The 16,843-nt window shown below is 69.7% G+C and carries 22 protein-coding genes; 13 read left to right on the forward strand and 9 right to left on the reverse strand.

What is annotated here, in order from left to right; genetic code table 11:
• The first annotated feature begins 105 nt into the window (after positions 1–105).
• Positions 106–573, forward strand: a complete 468-nt coding sequence (locus ACSDQ9_RS01310) for a DinB family protein (protein WP_435142775.1) — start codon at positions 106–108, stop codon at positions 571–573.
• 95 nt (positions 574–668) lie between these two features.
• On the opposite strand, the gene ACSDQ9_RS01315 is transcribed toward ACSDQ9_RS01310, so the two are convergent.
• Together ACSDQ9_RS01315 and ACSDQ9_RS01320 are read right to left on the reverse strand one after the other, a co-directional pair.
• Positions 669–1,859 carry an NAD(P)/FAD-dependent oxidoreductase gene (locus ACSDQ9_RS01315; protein WP_435142777.1) on the reverse strand — a complete coding sequence of 397 codons (1,191 nt, stop codon included), beginning with the start codon at positions 1,857–1,859 and terminating at the stop codon, positions 669–671.
• Positions 1,860–1,932: 73 nt separating this feature from the next.
• Positions 1,933–2,400, reverse strand: a complete 468-nt coding sequence (locus ACSDQ9_RS01320) for a pyridoxamine 5'-phosphate oxidase family protein (protein WP_435142779.1) — start codon at positions 2,398–2,400, stop codon at positions 1,933–1,935.
• 135 nt (positions 2,401–2,535) lie between these two features.
• Here ACSDQ9_RS01320 and ACSDQ9_RS01325 point away from each other — a divergent pair, with 135 nt between their 5' ends.
• Positions 2,536–3,066, forward strand: coding sequence for a DinB family protein (locus tag ACSDQ9_RS01325; protein ID WP_435142781.1), 531 nt, complete (start codon positions 2,536–2,538; stop codon positions 3,064–3,066).
• Positions 3,067–3,085: 19 nt separating this feature from the next.
• Here the strand turns inward: ACSDQ9_RS01325 and ACSDQ9_RS01330 are convergent, their stop codons facing one another.
• Together ACSDQ9_RS01330 and ACSDQ9_RS01335 are read right to left on the reverse strand one after the other, a co-directional pair.
• A complete protein-coding gene (locus ACSDQ9_RS01330; protein ID WP_435142782.1) occupies positions 3,086–3,247 on the reverse strand; it encodes a hypothetical protein in 162 nt (53 codons plus the stop codon).
• A 141-nt stretch (positions 3,248–3,388) separates the two neighbouring features.
• Positions 3,389–3,487: a type II toxin-antitoxin system YoeB family toxin gene (locus ACSDQ9_RS01335; RefSeq protein ID WP_435142784.1), complete on the reverse strand. Its 99-nt coding sequence runs from the start codon at positions 3,485–3,487 to the stop codon at positions 3,389–3,391.
• A 203-nt stretch (positions 3,488–3,690) separates the two neighbouring features.
• On the opposite strand from ACSDQ9_RS01335, the gene ACSDQ9_RS01340 reads away from it, so the two are divergent.
• The 3 genes from ACSDQ9_RS01340 (at position 3,691) to ACSDQ9_RS01350 (ending at position 6,777) form a co-directional block, all read left to right on the forward strand.
• Complete coding sequence (locus ACSDQ9_RS01340) at positions 3,691–4,461, forward strand: hypothetical protein (RefSeq protein WP_435142786.1); 771 nt, start codon at positions 3,691–3,693, stop codon at positions 4,459–4,461.
• A 174-nt stretch (positions 4,462–4,635) separates the two neighbouring features.
• Positions 4,636–5,943: an aspartate--tRNA(Asn) ligase gene (gene aspS, locus ACSDQ9_RS01345; protein WP_435142788.1), complete on the forward strand. Its 1,308-nt coding sequence runs from the start codon at positions 4,636–4,638 to the stop codon at positions 5,941–5,943.
• A 9-nt stretch (positions 5,944–5,952) separates the two neighbouring features.
• Positions 5,953–6,777: a sugar phosphate isomerase/epimerase family protein gene (locus ACSDQ9_RS01350; protein WP_435142789.1), complete on the forward strand. Its 825-nt coding sequence runs from the start codon at positions 5,953–5,955 to the stop codon at positions 6,775–6,777.
• Here ACSDQ9_RS01350 and ACSDQ9_RS01355 read toward each other — a convergent pair.
• Positions 6,752–7,762 carry an NAD(P)/FAD-dependent oxidoreductase gene (locus tag ACSDQ9_RS01355; RefSeq protein ID WP_435142790.1) on the reverse strand — a complete coding sequence of 337 codons (1,011 nt, stop codon included), beginning with the start codon at positions 7,760–7,762 and terminating at the stop codon, positions 6,752–6,754. The two genes, ACSDQ9_RS01350 and ACSDQ9_RS01355, sit on opposite strands and share 26 nt — an antisense overlap.
• Before the next feature lie 67 nt (positions 7,763–7,829).
• On the opposite strand from ACSDQ9_RS01355, the gene ACSDQ9_RS01360 reads away from it, so the two are divergent.
• A complete protein-coding gene (locus ACSDQ9_RS01360) occupies positions 7,830–8,390 on the forward strand; it encodes a helix-turn-helix domain-containing protein (RefSeq protein ID WP_435142792.1) in 561 nt (186 codons plus the stop codon).
• A gap of 8 nt (positions 8,391–8,398) precedes the next feature.
• Here ACSDQ9_RS01360 and ACSDQ9_RS01365 read toward each other — a convergent pair whose 3' ends face one another.
• Positions 8,399–8,782, reverse strand: a complete 384-nt coding sequence (locus ACSDQ9_RS01365; protein ID WP_435142794.1) for a VOC family protein — start codon at positions 8,780–8,782, stop codon at positions 8,399–8,401.
• 109 nt (positions 8,783–8,891) lie between these two features.
• Between ACSDQ9_RS01365 and ACSDQ9_RS01370 the strand changes: the two genes are divergently transcribed.
• The 4 genes from ACSDQ9_RS01370 to ACSDQ9_RS01385 all read left to right on the forward strand — a co-directional run bounded on the left by ACSDQ9_RS01370 (position 8,892) and on the right by ACSDQ9_RS01385 (position 12,054).
• Positions 8,892–9,209, forward strand: a complete 318-nt coding sequence (locus tag ACSDQ9_RS01370) for an ArsR/SmtB family transcription factor (protein WP_435142796.1) — start codon at positions 8,892–8,894, stop codon at positions 9,207–9,209.
• Positions 9,206–9,721: an SRPBCC domain-containing protein gene (locus ACSDQ9_RS01375; RefSeq protein ID WP_435142798.1), complete on the forward strand. Its 516-nt coding sequence runs from the start codon at positions 9,206–9,208 to the stop codon at positions 9,719–9,721. Before ACSDQ9_RS01370 ends, ACSDQ9_RS01375 begins: the two co-directional genes overlap by 4 nt.
• Positions 9,722–9,820: 99 nt before the next feature.
• Entirely contained in the window at positions 9,821–11,074 is a 1,254-nt protein-coding gene (locus ACSDQ9_RS01380) for a glycoside hydrolase family 76 protein (protein WP_435142800.1), read from the forward strand.
• Positions 11,075–11,094: 20 nt separating this feature from the next.
• Positions 11,095–12,054, forward strand: a complete 960-nt coding sequence (locus ACSDQ9_RS01385; protein WP_435142801.1) for a serine hydrolase domain-containing protein — start codon at positions 11,095–11,097, stop codon at positions 12,052–12,054.
• 38 nt (positions 12,055–12,092) lie between these two features.
• On the opposite strand, the gene ACSDQ9_RS01390 is transcribed toward ACSDQ9_RS01385, so the two are convergent.
• The 3 genes from ACSDQ9_RS01390 to ACSDQ9_RS01400 form a co-directional block, all read right to left on the reverse strand.
• Positions 12,093–12,740: an SRPBCC domain-containing protein gene (locus tag ACSDQ9_RS01390; protein WP_435142803.1), complete on the reverse strand. Its 648-nt coding sequence runs from the start codon at positions 12,738–12,740 to the stop codon at positions 12,093–12,095.
• A 2-nt stretch (positions 12,741–12,742) separates the two neighbouring features.
• Complete coding sequence (locus tag ACSDQ9_RS01395; RefSeq protein ID WP_435142805.1) at positions 12,743–13,099, reverse strand: ArsR/SmtB family transcription factor; 357 nt, start codon at positions 13,097–13,099, stop codon at positions 12,743–12,745.
• 139 nt (positions 13,100–13,238) lie between these two features.
• Positions 13,239–14,126, reverse strand: a complete 888-nt coding sequence (locus ACSDQ9_RS01400) for an aldo/keto reductase (protein ID WP_435142807.1) — start codon at positions 14,124–14,126, stop codon at positions 13,239–13,241.
• Between the two features lie 49 nt (positions 14,127–14,175).
• On the opposite strand from ACSDQ9_RS01400, the gene ACSDQ9_RS01405 reads away from it, so the two are divergent.
• Genes ACSDQ9_RS01405 through ACSDQ9_RS01415 form a run of 3 tightly spaced genes read left to right on the forward strand, consistent with a single transcriptional unit; the run spans position 14,176 to position 16,837 of the window.
• Positions 14,176–14,766: a hypothetical protein gene (locus ACSDQ9_RS01405; protein WP_435142808.1), complete on the forward strand. Its 591-nt coding sequence runs from the start codon at positions 14,176–14,178 to the stop codon at positions 14,764–14,766.
• A 23-nt stretch (positions 14,767–14,789) separates the two neighbouring features.
• Positions 14,790–15,101, forward strand: coding sequence for a hypothetical protein (locus ACSDQ9_RS01410; RefSeq protein ID WP_435142809.1), 312 nt, complete (start codon positions 14,790–14,792; stop codon positions 15,099–15,101).
• On the forward strand, positions 15,101–16,837 hold the full coding sequence (locus tag ACSDQ9_RS01415) for a hypothetical protein (protein ID WP_435142811.1): 1,737 nt from the start codon (positions 15,101–15,103) through the stop codon (positions 16,835–16,837). The genes ACSDQ9_RS01410 and ACSDQ9_RS01415 overlap by 1 nt, the downstream gene beginning before the upstream one ends.
• Positions 16,838–16,843: the final 6 nt, after the last annotated feature.

Consider the following 16,843-nt stretch of genomic DNA (forward strand, 5'->3'; position numbering starts at 1 on the left):
GGAAAAGGGTCTTCGGGGCTTGGGCGGTTGGGGAAAAAGGGGGGGGAGTTCCCCCCCCCCCCCCCCCGGCTGGACGACTGACACCGGTCACATCGAGAGGACCCCATGACCTACGAGCAAGCCGAGATCGACGGGGCCGTGGAGGCCGTCAACGACCGCCTCGCCGACCGTCTGTCTGGGCTGACCGACCACGAGTGGGCGTGGCAGCCCATCCCGGGGGCTGACGAGGTCACCCTGCGCTGGAGGCTCGACCACATCGTCGACGCGGTGGCGGGTGAGCGCAACTGGGCGTGGCTGGGTGCCGAGGCCGGCAGTGCCCCGGCGATCGCGCCTGCCGACTCCGCGGCGACGGCCGTGGCGAACGTCGCCGCCGCCTGCGCAGCCTTCCTGGCGTTGGTGCGCGACGAAGCCATTGACCTCGATGCCGCGATCGGACCGGTCGGCGGCCCCCACTCCGAGGAGCCCCGACGTGCGTTGGTGCTGCACACCCTCGACGAGTTCACCCACCACGCGGCCGAGGCCGCGCTGATCCGTGACCTGTACGCCGGTCGGCAGCCATCGCGCAACGAGTGACGCCGCCGAGCCCCGTTCGATCGTCGGCGGCAGGCACCCGAACGCAGCCACCCGAACGCAGCCACGCGGACTCAGTCGGCGGATCGGATCGCACCTCAGGAACGTGCGTGGAGCACGGCCTCGGCCGCCGCCCGTCCCGACGACAGGGCGCCGTCGATGGAGGCGTTTCCGAACTGGTCGCCGCAGGCCACCACGCGACCGTGTCGGCTGAGGCGTGCCCCAGGGAAGCTGCCCGGGGGGACGGCGGGCAGGGTCTGCGGCACGTGGTGCCGGGCCAGCGTGCGCCAGCCCTCGGTGTCGACCCCGTAGACGTGCGCGGCGTGGTCGCGGACGACCTGCTCGTCGAGCTCGCCGTCGGCCAAGGTCAGGCACGCGACCAGGTGCTGGCCCGCCGGGGCGTAGTCGGGGGCGGCGTGACTGACCACGCTCGTGGTCACGATCGGGCCACCGCGGTCGCCGTCGACGTGGATGGCGGCACTGTCGCAGGGCGCCCGGTCGGTGGCGAACCACCAGGTGGTGGTCGGATGGGTCGGCACCACGGCCGAGTCCGTCAGGTCGCTGGTGGCCGCGGGCCCGGCAGCAACGACCACCTGCTGGGGCCGGAACTCGCCGCGATCGGTGGAGACGACCCCGCGGTCGGAGTCGATCCCGGTGACACGGTGCCCGAGCCGCACGTCCAGGCCCGCCGCGAGCGCTGTCGGTAGTGCTTGCATGCCGCCCTCGGGCAGGCCCGGGGTACCTGCGGCGAACATGCCCCCGAGCCAGATCGTGAACCTGGCCGAGGTCGAGCCGTCGTCCTCGCAGACCACCCCGGCCAGGAACGGGTCAACCACGCTGTTCCGCAGCGGTCCGGCGAACCCTGCCCGGTCGAAGGCCTCGCGCCGGGATCGGTCGTAGCCGCCCACCTGGGCCACGACGGCGAGTACGCGGAGGTCGCGGGGTGAGACCAGCCCGGTGCGCAGGTCGGCGGCCACCGCCCGCGGATGCCGCGAGGGGTCGACCACCTCGTCGAGCCGTTCGCCGCGGCGCACCCGCACCGCGCGGGGGAAGGGCCGCAGGTTCAGCGACCGCAGCACCTTGGTCCGGCGCAGGTGCGGGTACGCGGGGTTGAGCACCTGGAAGCCACGGTCGACCAGGAAGCCGTCGACGGCGTCGGTGGCCACCCGGCCGCCCACCCTGTCGGAGGCCTCGAGCACCAGCGCCTCGACGCCCTGCGCGCGCAGTTCCCGCGCGCAGGCCAGTCCGGCCAGTCCGGCCCCGACCACGATCACCTCGGGCTGGGTCATGGAGTTCCCCTCATCCGTCGTCGTCCTCATCGATCACGCCGTTCGGGCAGCGCACGCAGGCCCGAGAGGCGGTTCAGACCTCGACGGTCCCGTGGTCGCCGCCGGCGGGCTTGTCACCGGTGACCGCTCCCTTGATCACTTCCCACACGAAGACGGGGGTGGGGGCGGAGTCCCAGTAGCTGGCCGAGTCGGCCGAGACGGCCAGCACCACGTTGTCGGGATTCTCAGGACCGCCGTCGGTGAAGGCGTCGGTGGCGGGCCCCCACAGCTGCTTCTTCAGCTCCGCGTCGTCGCGCAGTTGGGCGGTGCCGCTGAGCGAGACGAAGGTGCCGCCGTCTGAGAACCCTAGGTTGACGCGGTGGCCGTCGGCCTGGGCGGCGACGTCGGTGTGGCGCTGGGTGATGAACAACACGGTCAGGTCGTGCTCGATGCGCAAGGGGGTCATCGGCCGACTGACCAGCCGGTCACCGTCAAGGGTGGTGAGCATCGCGAACCGGATGCCGTCGATCAGGTCGTGGATTTTCTGCTGGTTCTCGTCCATGGGGCTCTCCTTGTCGGCCCGCGCCTCGGGTGCGAGACGACCGGGTCCTCCCAGCCTCGCAGAGGCGGGCGCCCATGGGAGGAAGTGGTGCAAGATCCCCGAGCCCTCGGCCATCAGGGCACCTACGGTGGGGGAATGAGTGCCCTCGACGACCCGTCGCAACGAGCCCGCACCCCGTACTCGGCGGACGAACGCACGACGCTGATGCAGTTGCTCGCCTTTCAGCGCGACACCCTGCGCTGGAAGTGCTCGGGGCTGCTGCCGGGTCAGCACCGACAGCAGCACCCGCCCAGCACGCTCACCCTCGGTGGCCTGCTGAAGCACGCGGCCCTCGTGGAGTGGGTCTGGCTGCACGACGTCTTCCTGGGCGAGTCAGGGAGCCCCGCCTGGGCAATGCGTCCGTCCGGGGAGGCCGATGGCTGGACCTTCCAGCTCACCGACGACGACACGGTGGAGCAGTGGCTGGCGCGGTTGGACGAGTCCCGGGCCCTGACGGAGCACGCGGTGGCCGAGGCCGACACCCTCGACCAGCACGCCCGCCACTCGCCCCACGGTGAGCCCTGCTCGTTGCGGTGGATCCTGCTGCACCTGGTGCAGGAGTACGGCCGTCATCTCGGGCAGGCCGACCTGATCCGGGAGTCCATCGACGGACGCATCGGCGTCTGAGGTATCGGCGGCGGGCTGGTCAGCCGGGTGGATCGTCGAGCAGGGTGCGGTGGGCCTGCAGCCACCGGATCTCGGCAGCCTCGGCGTCCATCGTGCCCAGCTCGACGAGGGTGCGTTGCGGTTCGATCCCTTGCCGGGCCATGGCTCGGGCGTGCTCGATGGTGCCGCACGCGCCCTGCATCTCTGCAGCGGGTCAGGCCAAGATTCGGCGGAGCTGAACGGGGAGTGGGTCAGGTCCGCGGCGGCGGTGATCCATCTGATGCAACTCGCCGACAGGAAGTGACATAATGTCGCTTATCGGACAACGGCTCAGGCGCGTGATTCAGGCCTCGTAGTGGTACCTGCAGGCCGCAACCCGCACCTCGTCAGCCACCACCTTGTAGACCAACCGGTGCTCGTCATTGATGCATGTGCGCTCCATTTCCGGCCGATGGTGGGCGACAGCAGAATCGGGTGATGTCTCAGCCAGCCGGTCGGGATCCACTCGGCCGTGAACCCTGCCTGGGTCGTCTGCCCGCGCGCCCGCAACACCTGTCTGGCCGTCTCGTGGGACCGCACTCGCCACAAAGCGCCCACCTTCGAGGGTGTTCAGGGTTTGTTCAATGTTGGGTCTAGGCTGACCGCATGACTCGGAGAATCGCCGACACGGCAGCGCTGGCCATCATGCTCGTCGGCACCCTGTGGGGACTGGGATGGGTCGGCAGCCCGGTCGAGGACACCGCAGGTGGTGCGCTGGCGGCCGACGCGACCCTGCTGGCACCCGGGTCGCCGGCGTTCCTGATCTGGACTCCCATCTACCTGCTACTGGCCGCCTTCGTGGTGTGGCGATGGACGCCCGACGGCCAACGATCCTCGCGTGCCGACCGCCTTGGATGGCTACCGGCCATCTCGATGATTCTCAACGGGGCATGGCTGGGTCTGACTCAGGCCGGATGGTTGTGGGCGAGTGTGGTCGACATCGCCCTGCTCGCAGCCACCCTGGGCCTGGCCATGGTGCGGCTGGCCGGGTCGCGCCCCCGCAGGATGACCGAGGAGTTCCTGCTCGACGGCACCTTCGGCCTGTATCTGGGGTGGGTCACTGTGGCGACGTGCGCCAATGTTGCGGCTGCCGGCGTCGGCTCCGGTGTCACCCTCGGCCGGGCTGCCGAAGGCGTCGCGGTCGCCGTGCTCGCAGCCGCAACGGTGCTGGCCGTCGTGTACGCCCGAGCCATGGCAGCCGCACCCGGAATCGGGGGCGCCATGGCCTGGGGGCTGGGCTGGATCTGCTACGGCAGACTCGTGTCGGGTCCGATCTCGTGGCTCGTGGGCATCGCCGCGGCCGTGGCGACCGTCGCCGTGCTCGCCACCTACCTCGTTTCACAAACTCGCTGGCGGCCCTCGTCCGATGCCCCGTAGCTTTGACCCTGGCGGTCGTGAGGCCTGACAACCCTCCGCCCGGATCTCTCCGGACCAACGACCCCCGCGCGTACGGCGAACCGACGAGAGGCCGGCGTCACGTCGGCGAAGGTGTGGTGGCACCGCGACTTTGCCCCCGCCCACACCTCCAGGGCTTCGCCACTTGGAGGAATGATGAGACCACCACGCACCCGTGCCCGCGACCTCGCCCTCGCCGAGCGCGGCTCCCCCGTCCGCCTGCTCGGCCACGTGCACCGTCGACGATCACTGTCGGCCGTCAGCTTTCTCGTGCTGCGCGACCGCACCGGGCTGGCCCAGGCCGTGTTCGGGTCGTCCGAACTGCCCGAGGGCGGGCTTCCGCCCGAGGAGACCACCGTGGAGGTGACCGGCGTCGCCACCCCGAACCCGCAGGCTCCCGGCGGTGTCGAGATCACGAGCCCGGTCGTCCGCTTGCTGACCGAACCGGCGGCCACTCCCCCCGTCGAGCTGTGGCGTCCGGCGTTGACCACGGCGTTGCCGACCCTGCTCGACCACGCCGCGGTGACCTGGCGACACCCCACCCAGCGCGCCCGCTGGGAACTCGCCGCCGCCAGCCTCGCCGGCTTCCGGCAGACGCTCGACTCCGAGGGCTTCACCGAGGTGCACACCCCGAAGCTCGTGGAATCGGCCACCGAATCGGGTGCCGGCGTGTTCGAGGTCGACTACTTCGGACGACCCGCCTACCTCGCGCAGAGCCCTCAGTTCTACAAGCAGCAACTCGTGGGGGTCTTCGAGCGCGTCTACGAGGTGGGGCCGGTCTTCCGCGCCGAACCGCACGACACCGTGCGCCATCTGGCCGAGTACGTCTCCCTCGACGTCGAACTCGGCTTCATCGACGACCATCGCGACGTGTTGGCGGTGCTCAGAACCGTGCTCGCCGGCATGGTTGAGGCAGTCCGATCCCGGGCGTCCGCAGCGGTCGCCGGACTCAACGTGACCCTGCCCGTCATTCCCGACGATATTCCGGTCATCCACTTCCGGCAGGCCCTCGACATCGTGGGCGCACATGAGGACGAACCCGACCTGGCACCCGAACACGAGCGAGCCCTGGGCGAGTGGGCACTGGAACGGTTCGGCAGCGACCTGCTCGCGGTCGAGGGATACCCGATGGCCAAGCGGCCGTTCTACACCCATCCGCAGCCCGATGACGAGCGGTGGAGCAACAGCTTCGACCTGCTGTTCCGCGGCATGGAGCTGGTGACGGGCGGCCAACGGCTGCATCGGTACCCCGACTACCTCGCAGCGCTGGCCAGGCGCGGCGAGTCGGTCGTCCCCGACCGGCCCGGGCCCTACACCGCCTACCTGCAGGCCTTCCGCCACGGCATGCCACCCCACGGTGGGTTCGCCATCGGGCTGGAGCGGTGGGTGGGCCGGCTGGTGCGCGCGACCAACATTCGAGAGGTCACCCTGTTCCCCCGTGACCTTCACCGCTTGTCGCCCTAGGTTGGGTGAATGAGCCCTAAGCCCGCGAAGTCCGTGCACACCTGGTCGCTGTTTCGCACCATGGGGCGTTTCGTCGCCCCAGGTTCGATGCCGCTGAACAGGAGCCTGACCGAGGGTGGTGGCGGGGGGCTCGATCTGCTCGAGCTCCCCGCCGCACTGGCGGACCACGGCTTCGCCACCGCTCAGCTGTGTCACTTCTATCTGCCCCGACTCGACGACTCCTACGTGGACGAACTCCGGGCGGCCTTCGCCGAGGCAGGCGTCGAGCTCGAGGCGTTCCTCATCGACGACGGTGACCCCGCCCACCCGACCGAAGCCGACGCCCAGGTCGACTGGATCTCGGGCTGGGTGACCATCGCCGAACGACTCGGCGCCACCCGTACCCGCGTCTGTGCGGGTCAACAACTGCCGAGCCCGACGACCCTGGCCGCCAGCGCCGCGGGTCTCGTCCGACTCGCCGATCGCCACGGCGACACAAGGATCGTCACGGAGAACTGGCTGGCGCTCCTGCCCGACGCCGCCTCGGTGAACGGGCTGCTCGATCGCACCGAGGGGCGTGTCGGTTTCCTGATCGATCTGGGCAACTGGAAGGGGCCGGGCAAGTACGCCGAGCTCGCCGCCGTGGCTCCGCGGGCCGAGACCTGTCAGGCGAAGGTCACCACGAATGCCGCCGGCGAGATCGACGCCGACGACTTCCGTGCGTGCCTGACCGTGCTGAACGAGGCGAACTACACGGGCCCGCTGGCCTTGGTGCACGACGGGCCCGACAACGACGAGTGGGGCAAGTTGGACGAGGCCTACGCCCTCGTCAGCTCGGCGGGTCAGTCGGAGTAGCGCCCTCCCGGCTGGTCTGCTCGGCGATCTGGGCGCGCTTGTCGGCGACGGCGGCCGCGGCTTCCTCCCCGGCGAGCTCGGCATTGATCCAGGCGCCGACCCGTACGCCGTGGGCGGCGGCGGCGATCAGGATCATCGCCACGTCGGTGATGTTGCCGGCGGCGAAGATGCCGGGCACGGACGTCGCCCCGGTCGGCTCGACCGGGATGACCGAGCCGAAGGGGATGCCGTTCATCTCGAAGGGCTTCGGCTCGATGCCCAGCGGCGCGAGGTAGTCGGCGCGGGCATGCACCTTCGAGGCGACCACGATCGCGTCGCACTCGAGCACCGACCCGTCCTGCCATCGCAGCCCGACCAGCGCGTCGCCGTCGGTCACCACCTCCTGCGGCGTCCCGACGGCGATCTGCACCCCGATCGCGCTCATCTTCTCCAGCTCGGCCTCGGGCAGCTCGACGCCGTCGAAGACGACGAGCGTCACGTCGTCGGAGAGCTGGCCGAAGAGCAGGCCGTGGTGGCCAGCCATCGGAGTCGTGCCGAGGATGACGAGTCGCTGGTCGCGGACCTCCCAGCCATGGCAGTAGGGGCAGTGCAGCGCGTCCTTGCCCCAGCGGGCGGCGAGGCCGGGAACGTCGGGCAGCTCGTCGACGGCACCGCCGGCCACGAGGATCCGTCGCGCGCTGACGCGTCGCCCGCGCTCCGTGGTGACCGCGAACGAGCCCGCCTCGCCGGACAGCCCGACCACACGGTCGGCCCGCACCTCGACGCCGTACCGGGCCACCTCTTCGCGACCGATCTCCACCAGCGCACGAGGGCTGACGCCTTCCCGGCCGAGGTAGTTGTGGGCATGGTCGGCGGGGGCGTTGCGGGGCTCGCCGGCGTCGATCACCAGTACCGACCGCCGCGACCGGCCCAGGGCCATCGCACCACTCAGGCCGGCCGCTCCGCCACCAACCACCACCACGTCATAGTTCAGGTCATCGCTCATGTCACCCATGGTGGACCGCCTCTGCCGTATTGACAAACATTCTTGCTGTAATGGCAAACTGTTGTCCATGGACGACAACGACGTGCTGCGCGGAGTCGGGCCGCGGCTGCGCCAACTCCGGCTCGAGCGCGAGGCAACCCTGACCGACCTGGCCGAGGAGACGGGTATCTCGTTGAGCACCTTGTCGCGGTTGGAGTCGGGCCAGCGCAAGCCGACGCTCGAACTGCTGCTGCCCCTCGCCCGGGCCCACCGGGTCGCCCTCGACGAGCTCGTCGATGCGCCCGAGACCGGGGACCCGCGAATCCGCTCGAAGCCGGTCGTGAGGCACGGTCGCACCTTCATCTCCCTGACCCGTCGGCCGGGCGGGCTGCAGTCCTACAAGATCCTGATGCCGGTCGAGAACGACCCGACCCCGCCGCTACGGACTCACGAGGGCTACGAGTGGCTCTACGTGCTCAGCGGGTTGGTCCGACTCATCCTTGGCCCCAGCGACATGACGCTGGGGCCGGGCGAAGTGGTCGAGTTCGACACCCGCACCCCGCACTGGGTCGGCAATCCCGGCCCGACGATCACCGAGGTGCTGGCGATCTTCGGCCCTCAGGGCGAGCGGATGCACGTCCGCTCCTGACGTGTGCGTCAGCTGGGCGGGCACAGGCAGAAAGGATGACCGTCCGGGTCAAGCATGACCCGCCAGCTGCCGCCCAGTTCGGCCGCGGGCTGGTGCTCGGCTTCCGTCGCGCCCAGTGAGGTGGCGTGGGCCACGGCGGCGTCCAGATCGTCCACTCGGAAGTCGAGGTGGAACTGCTGCGGGTGCGCCTGGTCGGGCCACTCAGGGCGGGTGTAGTCGGCGACCCCCTGGAAGTTGAACGTCTGGCCGAAGACCGCGGCCGATGCGACGCCGTACTCGGGATAGTTGCCGGTCACCTCTCCCCCGGTCAGTTCGGCGTAGAACGTGGCGGACTTGGCGGCATCGGGCGTGTCGATGGTGAAGGCCATGAGTTGGGTGATGGGTGTGCTCATGGCAGCAGTCTGCACCCGCCCCGCCCAACAATGGGTCGTTTGTACGAAAAAATAGACGAACCGATGCGTACCCTTGCGGGTACGTAACCAGATGGGTACATTGGTGTGCATGGACGACGTTCTGCACGCCTTGGCCGACGGGAGTCGCCGCACGATGATCGAGTCGCTGCGGCGCCAACCCGCCACCGTGGGGCAACTGGCCGAGCAACTGCCCATCGCTCGCCCCGGCGTCTCACGCCACCTGCGCGTGCTGCGGGAGGCGGGTCTGGTCGAGGTGCGCAACGAAGGCCAGCACCGCATCTACAGCCTGCGACCCGAGCCGCTCGCCGAACTCGACCACTGGCTCGAGCGCTACCGCGACCTGTGGCAGCACCGCCTCGACGCCCTGCACACCGAAATCACCCGAGGAAAGAAGACACCGTCATGAGCACCGCCACCATGCATCGATCGGACGACGCCCTGGCCATGGTCCGGGCCGAGGACCACTACGACACCAGCCCCGACGACCTCTGGCAGGCCTGCACCGATCCGGAGCGACTCGAGCGCTGGATCGCGCAGGTCGATGGCGACGTGCGCCTCGGCGGCCTCGTCGAGATCACGTTCACCAGCAGTTACACCGGCACCTTCCGCGTCGACGCCTGCGAGGCACCCCGTCACCTGCTGCTCACCGAACAGGCCGGCGAGCTGACCATGCAACTGGAGTTGTGGATCTCGTCCGAGGGCGACGGCGCCCGCCTGGTCATCGAGGACCGCGGTCTCCCCCTCGAGGAGGTGCACGAGCATGCGGCCGGCTGGCAGGTGCATCTCGACGACCTGACCCGCGCCCTCGCCGCCGGTGCCACGGCCCACCCGAGCGGCTGGTCGTCCGAGCGCCCCTCCCCCGACTGGGCGCGGGAGTGGCAGCTCGCCCGCGGCTCGTACGCACCGCTTGAGGGGTAGAAACTTTCGCCGAACTGCTTGACGCCGCGATTAGTCCACGGTTTGGATGAACATGCCAAGCACGACTGATCCACCACACGACGATCAAGGGAGATTCGCGTGACCGCAGGCACCAGCTCGTCCGAGCTGCCCCCCACCCCGCACCACACCGCCACCTCCAAGCGCACCAGCCGTCGCAGCTTCGCCAAGGCTGCGGGTGCCCTCGGCCTCGCAGCCGCGGGGCTCGCCGCCACCCCACTCACCGCCCGCGCGCAGAGAGTCGTCCCGGGCCCGGTCTGGGGCCAGCGCGCCGCCCAGTCCTGGGAGTCACTGCAACGCCACTTCGCCACCGACGACGGCAGCCACCTCGTTCGGGAGCGATTCCCCTACGAGCCCGACAACGACAATCCGTACTCCTACGAGTGGCCGTTCTCGCAGGTGCACGGCGCCGCCCTCGACCTGACCGGCATGGTCGGCGCGGGCAGCCGGTTCGACGGCGCCCTCGCCGACGCAGCGATCGGCCAGTCCCGCTACTGGAGCAAGGCCGGATCCACCGGACTGCCCGGGCATGCCTCCTACCCCATGGACCCGTGGGGTTGGGGCGGGGACTTCTTCTACGACGACAACGAGTGGGTCGGCCTGATCGACGTGCAGCGTCACCTCATGCTCGGCGGCGCACCCTCCGACCTCGACGAGGCCAAGGCGATCTTCGAGCTCGTGGTCAGCGGATGGGACACCGATCCGACCCATCCGGCACCGGGCGGTGTGTTCTGGACCCAGGCGCCGTGGAGCACCGACCGCAACACCGTGTCGAACATGCCCGGGGCCGAACTGGGCCTGCGCCTGCACCTGATCACCGGCGAGGCCCGCTACCTCGAGTGGTCGCTGAAGATGTACGAGTGGACGAACGCCACCCTGCAGCGTCCCGACGGGCTCTACCACGACAACATCAAGCTCTCCGGCGACATTGACCGCACCATCTGGAGCTACAACCAGGGTGTGCCGATCGGCGTGAACACGCTGCTTTACCTGGCCACTCGCGACAAGAAGTACGTGGTGGAGGCCCAGCGGATCGCCGATGCCGCCGCGGCCTTCTACGCCAACGGAGCGCTGGAGAAGCAGCCGCCGTTCTTCAACTCGATCTACTTCAAGAACCTGTTGCTGCTGGCGTCGGTGACGGGCAAGGTCGACGCTCACCGTCGCATGGGCGAGTACGCCAGTTGGGCGTGGGCGAACCGCCGCGATGCGAGCTCGGGCCTGTTCTACTTCCCCAACGACGACCCGACCCGCTCCGAAGTGATCGAGAACGCCGCCATGGTGCAGATCATGGCCGTGCTGGCCTGGCAGCAGCGCGACTGGTCGAAGCTGTACTGAGCGCGAGGTAGCGTTCCTCCATGGGGGAACTTGTGCCCGATCTCGAGGGCTTCGTCGGGGTGCTGAGTGTCCGACGCGGAGAAGACGTCATCGCGGAGTGGGCCGTGGGTGAGGCCGACCGGACGGCGGGGGTGCCGAACACCCTCGCCACCCGGTTCGGTCTGGCCAGCGGCACGAAGACGTTCACCGCGCTGACGGTGCTGTCGTTGGTGTCGGAGGGTCGTCTCCGCCTCGACACGCGGGCCCGCGAGCTCCTGGCCGACGACCTGCCCCTGGTGGCCGACGACGTCACCGTCGACCACCTGCTGACCCACACCTCGGGGATCGGCGACTACCTCGACGAGGACGTCGACGCCCTGGCGCCGATGCCGGTGCCCGTGCAGGAGCTCGACTCCACCCCGGCCTACCTGCGGGTGCTGGACGGCCACCCCACCAAGTTCGCCGCCGGCACCGCCTTCTCCTACAGCAACGGTGGCTTCGTCGTGCTCGCCCTCCTGGCCGAGCGCGCTGCCGGCACCCCCTTCGAGCAGTTGGTGGACGTGCGCGTCTTCCGGCCCGCGGGCATGGCGTGGTCCGGCTTCTTCCGCACCGACCGCCTGCCACCCGGCACCGCCACCGGCTACCTGGACGACGGCCGCACCAACGTCTTCCAGCTACCCGTGCTGGGCTCCGGCGACGGTGGCGCCTACTCCACCGTCGCCGACCTGCACGCGTTGTGGCTCGCCCTGACCGGCGGCCGGCTGCTCGACGCGCACCACACGGCCCTCGCCACCGAGATCGTCAGCCACCCCGAGGGCGAGAATGACTACGGACGAGGCGTGTGGCACGCCGACGGAGACCTGATCCTGTCGGGCGGCGACCATGGGGTGGGTGCCGTCAGCCGTCACGACCCGCGGACCAGCACCACGGTAACGGGGCTGGCAAATGCCGGGGTTCCGATGATCGACCGGGTGGCCGGGCTCATGAACCAGCTGCGGTGAACCAGCTGCGGTGAACCAGCTGCGGTGAACCAGGTTCGTCAGGCACCGGTGTAGAAGCCGTAGGTGGCGTCGGCCTGCTGCCGCGCCTGCTCCTCGGGCGTGCCCGCCTCGATCGAGGCCTGCGCCCACGCGTCGGCTGCCCCACGGTAGAAGGCCTTGCCCTCGTCCGTGGCCACCCAGGCGGCCAGGTCGGCCGGCGACATCGACCCGCCGGAGCGAGTCAAGTGCAGCCACAGCCCGAGCAGGCCCCCGTCCCAGCCCACGCCTGTGGCGCCCGGCCCGAACATGGCCGACATCTCGGCGGGCACGTCGGCCTCCTTGGCGACGTGCTCGAGCTCGAACCGGGTGGACGAGTCCCCCTCCGCCAGCAGGCGCACGGTGACCCAGGTGACGCCACCCATCTCCCAAGTGACCAGGTACCGGGCTCGTCCGTCGGCCGGGGGCTCGCACTCGAGCACCTCTCCCCCCGCGTTGCCCTCGAACTGGTAGCGACCGCCGACCTCGAGGTCACCGGTGATCGGCAGGAACCACCGCGGGATCCGCTCGGAGGTGGTCACCGCGTCCCACACGTCGTCGAGCGGCGAGGGGTACAGCTGGCTGAGGGTCTGCACGTGCACGGTCTCGCCGTCGCGTTCCTCGCGGCGCCACGCGCGGGTGACGGCACCAATCTGTTCCTGGACGTCCATGGTCACTCCTGTGGTGGGGTGCGAGCGGCCCGGCGGCCGCGCGCGAGTTCCGTGTCGAGGGCTGCCAGCGACGGCAGCCACAGCCGATCGAAGATGCCGAGCCACGCGCTGGCCTCGCGGGGACCCTCGGGGTCGACGCTGTACAACCGCCTGCTCCCCTGCGGACGAACCCGGGCGAAGCCGTTCTCGCGCAGCACCCGCAGGTGTTGGCTCACCGCCGGCTGGGAGATGCCGAACTCATCGGCAATGCGCGCGGCAACGTCGCCGGCCGGGGCCTCCCCCTCGGCCAGCAGTTCGAGGATCCGCCTGCGGACGGGATCGCCCAGGACGTCGAGCGCGTGCACACCCTCATACTTCACCACTGCCTTATATAAGTCAAGAGTGAAGTACTCCCCGCACACTCCTAGGAAACGGTGCCACCCGCAGGAATCTTCCTGAGGGCCGCATGTTTTGGTGCCGGTTTGCGGGGAGGGGCTGCAGCAGGTTCCGACGGTCGACTCAGAGGTGCAGGCGCTCGAGTTCGTCGGCCGTCAGCTCCAGCGTCATCGCCTCGGCGGAGTCGACGATCGACTCCGGGCGAGAGGCCCCCGGAATGGGGATCACCTGCTCGGCCAGCGACAGCTGCCACGCGAGCACCACCTGCTGCGGGCTGACGCCGCGCTCGTCCGCGATCTGACGGACGACGGGGAACGCTCCCCCGACCTCCTTGGCGCCCCCCGAGCCGCCCAACGGCGACCAGGGCAGGAAGGCGATGTCGTGCTCGGCGCAGAAGCGCAGTTCGTTCATCGAGGTGTGGTGGAACCTGAGCGAGAACTCGTTCTGCACCGCCGCGAGCCCGCCCTCGCCCAACACCTCGAGGGCCACCTCGATCTCTTCGACGTTGGCGTTCGAGATGCCGATCTCCTTGATCTTGCCCTCGGCCTTCAGGTCGGCGAACACCTGCACGCAGTCGGCGTACAGACGGTGGCGATCGGGGCGGTGCCAGTAGTAGAGGTCGATCACGTCGACCCCGAGGTTGCGCAGGGAGTTCTCCACCGCCTGACGCAGATACTCCGGTGAGCCATTGCGCCCCCAGACGTTGCCCTGGCTACGCGTGATACCACCCTTGGTGGCCACCACGATCGAGTCGCGATCGCCCGACCATGACGACAGTGCCCGGGCCACGCGCTGCTCGTTGTGGCCCATGGTGTCCCAGCTCGGGGCGTAGATGTCGGCGGTGTCGACCAGGGTGATGCCGGCGTCCAGGGCCGCATGAATGGTGGCGTCGGACTGCTCGTCCGACGGCAGGGGATCCTTGAACGACAGGGGCATGGCGCCCAGACCAATGGCCGAGACCGAGAACTGTCCGATGCGGCGCTGAGGGCGCGTGGGGGTGTCTGTCTGCATGACGCCACTCTCCCACGCACCTGAACCGCCGTGGGCCTAAGGTCGCTCCATGAGTTCCCCCCACCGGTCCGCACACGAGGACGCGCTGTCCCGGCTCGAGCGCACCGCCCAAGCCTTCCTGGACGAGGCCTCCCGCCTCGACGCCGCCGCCTCCGAGACCGCGACGGCGACCAATGAGGGGGCCACCGTCACCGTCAACGCCCGAGGGCAACTCGTGGCGGTCGACTTCCCTCCCATGCCCACCACCCCGGAGCGCTGGAACCACTTCTTCGGTGAGGCCTACACCCAGGCCCTGTGGGAGCGGCCCGACCTGGTCGTGCCCACCGAGGCGCCCGGCCCACCGGGAGTGCGCCCGTCCGACCGCCCCCGCGCTCCCGAGCAGGAGGTCGTCGCCGCCCAGATTCGGGCCCTGCAGGAACGCGAGCTGGCCGAGATGACGGCGCGCAACGCCGTCGCGCAGGCAGAACCCCCGTCGTTCTCCGCCAGCTCGGGCGGGGTCACGATCACCGTCAACACCCTCGAGGTGATCATCGACGCCACCGCCTCGACCGAGGCGCTGCGCGATCACTCGTCACTGGACGACCATGTGATGGCCGCCTACCGCGCCGCCTGCGCTCGCATCGACCTTCCCGCCACCTGATCCGTCCACCCCAGGAGTCCCCCATGGTCACCGACTTCCGCATCGACGCCTTCGCGTTGTTGCGCTCCAACACACCCCTGCAGGACGCCCAGTCGACCCTGTCGGGCACGACCGTGCCCGAGCCGGACCCGGGCATGTACGGCAAGCTGGTCGGCAGTTCCGCCCAGACCACCGAGCCGCAGACCACCCAGCAGCACAACGACCTGATCGCCGCCCTGTCGGAGCTCTTCGGCGCCACCTCGGAAGGGCTCGAGGCGACCGGTACCTGCTACCAGAACGTGGAGCGCGACCACATCGACCTGGTGATGCGCAGCATCGGTCGGAGGCTCTTCTGATGTCGGTTGCCGTCGTGGCCAGTGGTGCCACCACCTCGCAGATCAACCAGGCCGTCGCCCTGCTCGGTGACAACCAGCAGGCCAGCTTCACCGGTGACGTCCGCGGCGCCGCCGCCGTCGGCATCGACACGGTCATCGACCAGACCATCGACACCGCCCAGTGGGTGGCCGACAAGTTGCCGAGCAGCATCTTCACATGGATCGTGGACGCGCTGGCCAAGGTGCATGAGACCTTCGAAGACCTGACCGGTGACACGTCGCAGATCGGCGGTCATGTGCGCGCGCTGATGCAGGCCGCGCGCGACGTCGCCGCCCAGGAGGCCAACGTCGCCGGTTGCGGCTCGGCCGTGGGCCAGATCTGGCAGGGCCAGGCCTTCGACTCCTTCTCGACCCGCATCCAGTCCGTCGGACGAGCCACCGGTGGCGTCGCGGGCGTGCTCGCGAGCGATGCCGAGCGACATCTGGTGCTGGCCGGGCAACTGGCCGATTCCAAGCACGGGGTCATCAAGCTCGCCTCGGATCTGGCCTCCGAACTGTGCGCCTACGCGTTCGTCATCCTGCGCAATCTGGGTCTGATCATCGCGGCTGGCGTCTGGGTGCTCGCCGGAGCGGCCGTCAGCGGAGGCATCTCCGGCGGCTTCAAGGGTGCGGTCAAGGGCTTCAGCAAGGGCGGCCTCGGAGGCATGATCTCCGGCGGCTTCCATGGTGCCGTCGACGGCGCCAAGGAGAATGTCGAGGCCGTGCTGAAGGCTGCCTTCGACAAGTTCGTCGCCTGGGCGGTGCGCAAGGTCGGGCAGAAGCTGCAGCAGATCTCGGTCTTCGTCCGCACCCACCTCGACACCATGAACACGACGCTCGGCCAGATCGCCGAGACCGGCACCCGGGCCGAGCGGGCTGCGGCCCTGCTGCGCGGGCAGTCGGATCCGGGCACCTCGTCCGATGCCCCCCAGCGTGGGTCGTACGGTGACCAGGCGATGGGCGCCGACCCGCAGGCCCGCGACGGCGATCTGGTCACGGTCAACGAGGCCATCGGAGACCCCAGCAAACCCTTGCCGCCCGGGTACTCCCGCGCCACCGATGCCGACCTCGCGTCCCTGGGTCTCACGCGCGACATGCTCAAGGATGACCAGGGTCTCGAGGCCGAGGTCTTCAAGACCCCCGAGGGCGGCTATGTCGTCGCCTTCGCCGGCACGACCGCCGGCAGCGACAAGTCCGCCGGGCCCGACATCATCGAGGACGCGGTCGGTGGCGCGACGGTCTCGCCCCAGACCCAGCGGGTGCTCGCCATCTCGGATGCCATCGAGAAGAGCCCCAACGGCGACCAGGTCGCCTACACGGGGCACTCCCTGGGCGGACGACACGCGGCCGTCGCGGCGATGAACTCGGGCCAGCCGGCGGTCACCTACGACGCCGCCGGCGTCAGCCAGTCGACCGTCAACTACGTCGCCGAACGCAATGGCGACGATCCGGCCGCCGTCACTGCCCGCGCCAATGACACCCAGGTGCGTCGCTACTACGCCGGCGACGATCCGCTGACGGCAGCGCAGGAGCGCTTCGACCACGGCATCGCCGACTCACTGCCCGACGCCATCGGTCGTCCCTACGCCCTCAGCGACCCGTACACGCACACCCCCGACAGCGCGACCCTGCCGAAACCGTACGAGCACGGGCACGATCTCACCCACGCCGGTGAGCTGTGGGAGCGCAAGTACGGCTACCTGCGCAACCAGAACTGACCACCC

The sequence above is a fragment of the Aestuariimicrobium soli genome (assembly GCF_051192575.1).
Taxonomy (GTDB): Bacteria; Actinomycetota; Actinomycetes; order Propionibacteriales; family Propionibacteriaceae; genus Aestuariimicrobium; species Aestuariimicrobium soli.

Bases quoted from the DNA above. Each gene is read 5' to 3' on its own strand.
- ACSDQ9_RS01310 (WP_435142775.1), top strand. From the start codon at position 106: ATGACCTACGAGCAAGCCGAGATCGACGGGGCCGTGGAGGCCGTCAAC.
- ACSDQ9_RS01410 (WP_435142809.1), top strand. From the start codon at position 14,790: ATGGTCACCGACTTCCGCATCGACGCCTTCGCGTTGTTGCGCTCCAAC.
- ACSDQ9_RS01360 (WP_435142792.1), top strand. From the start codon at position 7,830: ATGGACGACAACGACGTGCTGCGCGGAGTCGGGCCGCGGCTGCGCCAA.
- ACSDQ9_RS01335 (WP_435142784.1), bottom strand. From the start codon at position 3,487: ATGGAGCGCACATGCATCAATGACGAGCACCGGTTGGTCTACAAGGTG.
- ACSDQ9_RS01320 (WP_435142779.1), bottom strand. From the start codon at position 2,400: ATGGACGAGAACCAGCAGAAAATCCACGACCTGATCGACGGCATCCGG.
- ACSDQ9_RS01390 (WP_435142803.1), bottom strand. From the start codon at position 12,740: ATGGACGTCCAGGAACAGATTGGTGCCGTCACCCGCGCGTGGCGCCGC.
- ACSDQ9_RS01370 (WP_435142796.1), top strand. From the start codon at position 8,892: ATGGACGACGTTCTGCACGCCTTGGCCGACGGGAGTCGCCGCACGATG.
- ACSDQ9_RS01340 (WP_435142786.1), top strand. From the start codon at position 3,691: ATGACTCGGAGAATCGCCGACACGGCAGCGCTGGCCATCATGCTCGTC.
- ACSDQ9_RS01355 (WP_435142790.1), bottom strand. From the start codon at position 7,762: ATGAGCGATGACCTGAACTATGACGTGGTGGTGGTTGGTGGCGGAGCG.
- ACSDQ9_RS01400 (WP_435142807.1), bottom strand. From the start codon at position 14,126: ATGCAGACAGACACCCCCACGCGCCCTCAGCGCCGCATCGGACAGTTC.
- ACSDQ9_RS01415 (WP_435142811.1), top strand. From the start codon at position 15,101: ATGTCGGTTGCCGTCGTGGCCAGTGGTGCCACCACCTCGCAGATCAAC.
- ACSDQ9_RS01315 (WP_435142777.1), bottom strand. From the start codon at position 1,859: ATGACCCAGCCCGAGGTGATCGTGGTCGGGGCCGGACTGGCCGGACTG.
- ACSDQ9_RS01325 (WP_435142781.1), top strand. From the start codon at position 2,536: ATGAGTGCCCTCGACGACCCGTCGCAACGAGCCCGCACCCCGTACTCG.
- ACSDQ9_RS01330 (WP_435142782.1), bottom strand. From the start codon at position 3,247: ATGCAGGGCGCGTGCGGCACCATCGAGCACGCCCGAGCCATGGCCCGG.
- ACSDQ9_RS01385 (WP_435142801.1), top strand. From the start codon at position 11,095: ATGGGGGAACTTGTGCCCGATCTCGAGGGCTTCGTCGGGGTGCTGAGT.
- ACSDQ9_RS01375 (WP_435142798.1), top strand. From the start codon at position 9,206: ATGAGCACCGCCACCATGCATCGATCGGACGACGCCCTGGCCATGGTC.
- aspS (WP_435142788.1), top strand. From the start codon at position 4,636: ATGAGACCACCACGCACCCGTGCCCGCGACCTCGCCCTCGCCGAGCGC.
- ACSDQ9_RS01405 (WP_435142808.1), top strand. From the start codon at position 14,176: ATGAGTTCCCCCCACCGGTCCGCACACGAGGACGCGCTGTCCCGGCTC.
- ACSDQ9_RS01350 (WP_435142789.1), top strand. From the start codon at position 5,953: ATGAGCCCTAAGCCCGCGAAGTCCGTGCACACCTGGTCGCTGTTTCGC.
- ACSDQ9_RS01365 (WP_435142794.1), bottom strand. From the start codon at position 8,782: ATGAGCACACCCATCACCCAACTCATGGCCTTCACCATCGACACGCCC.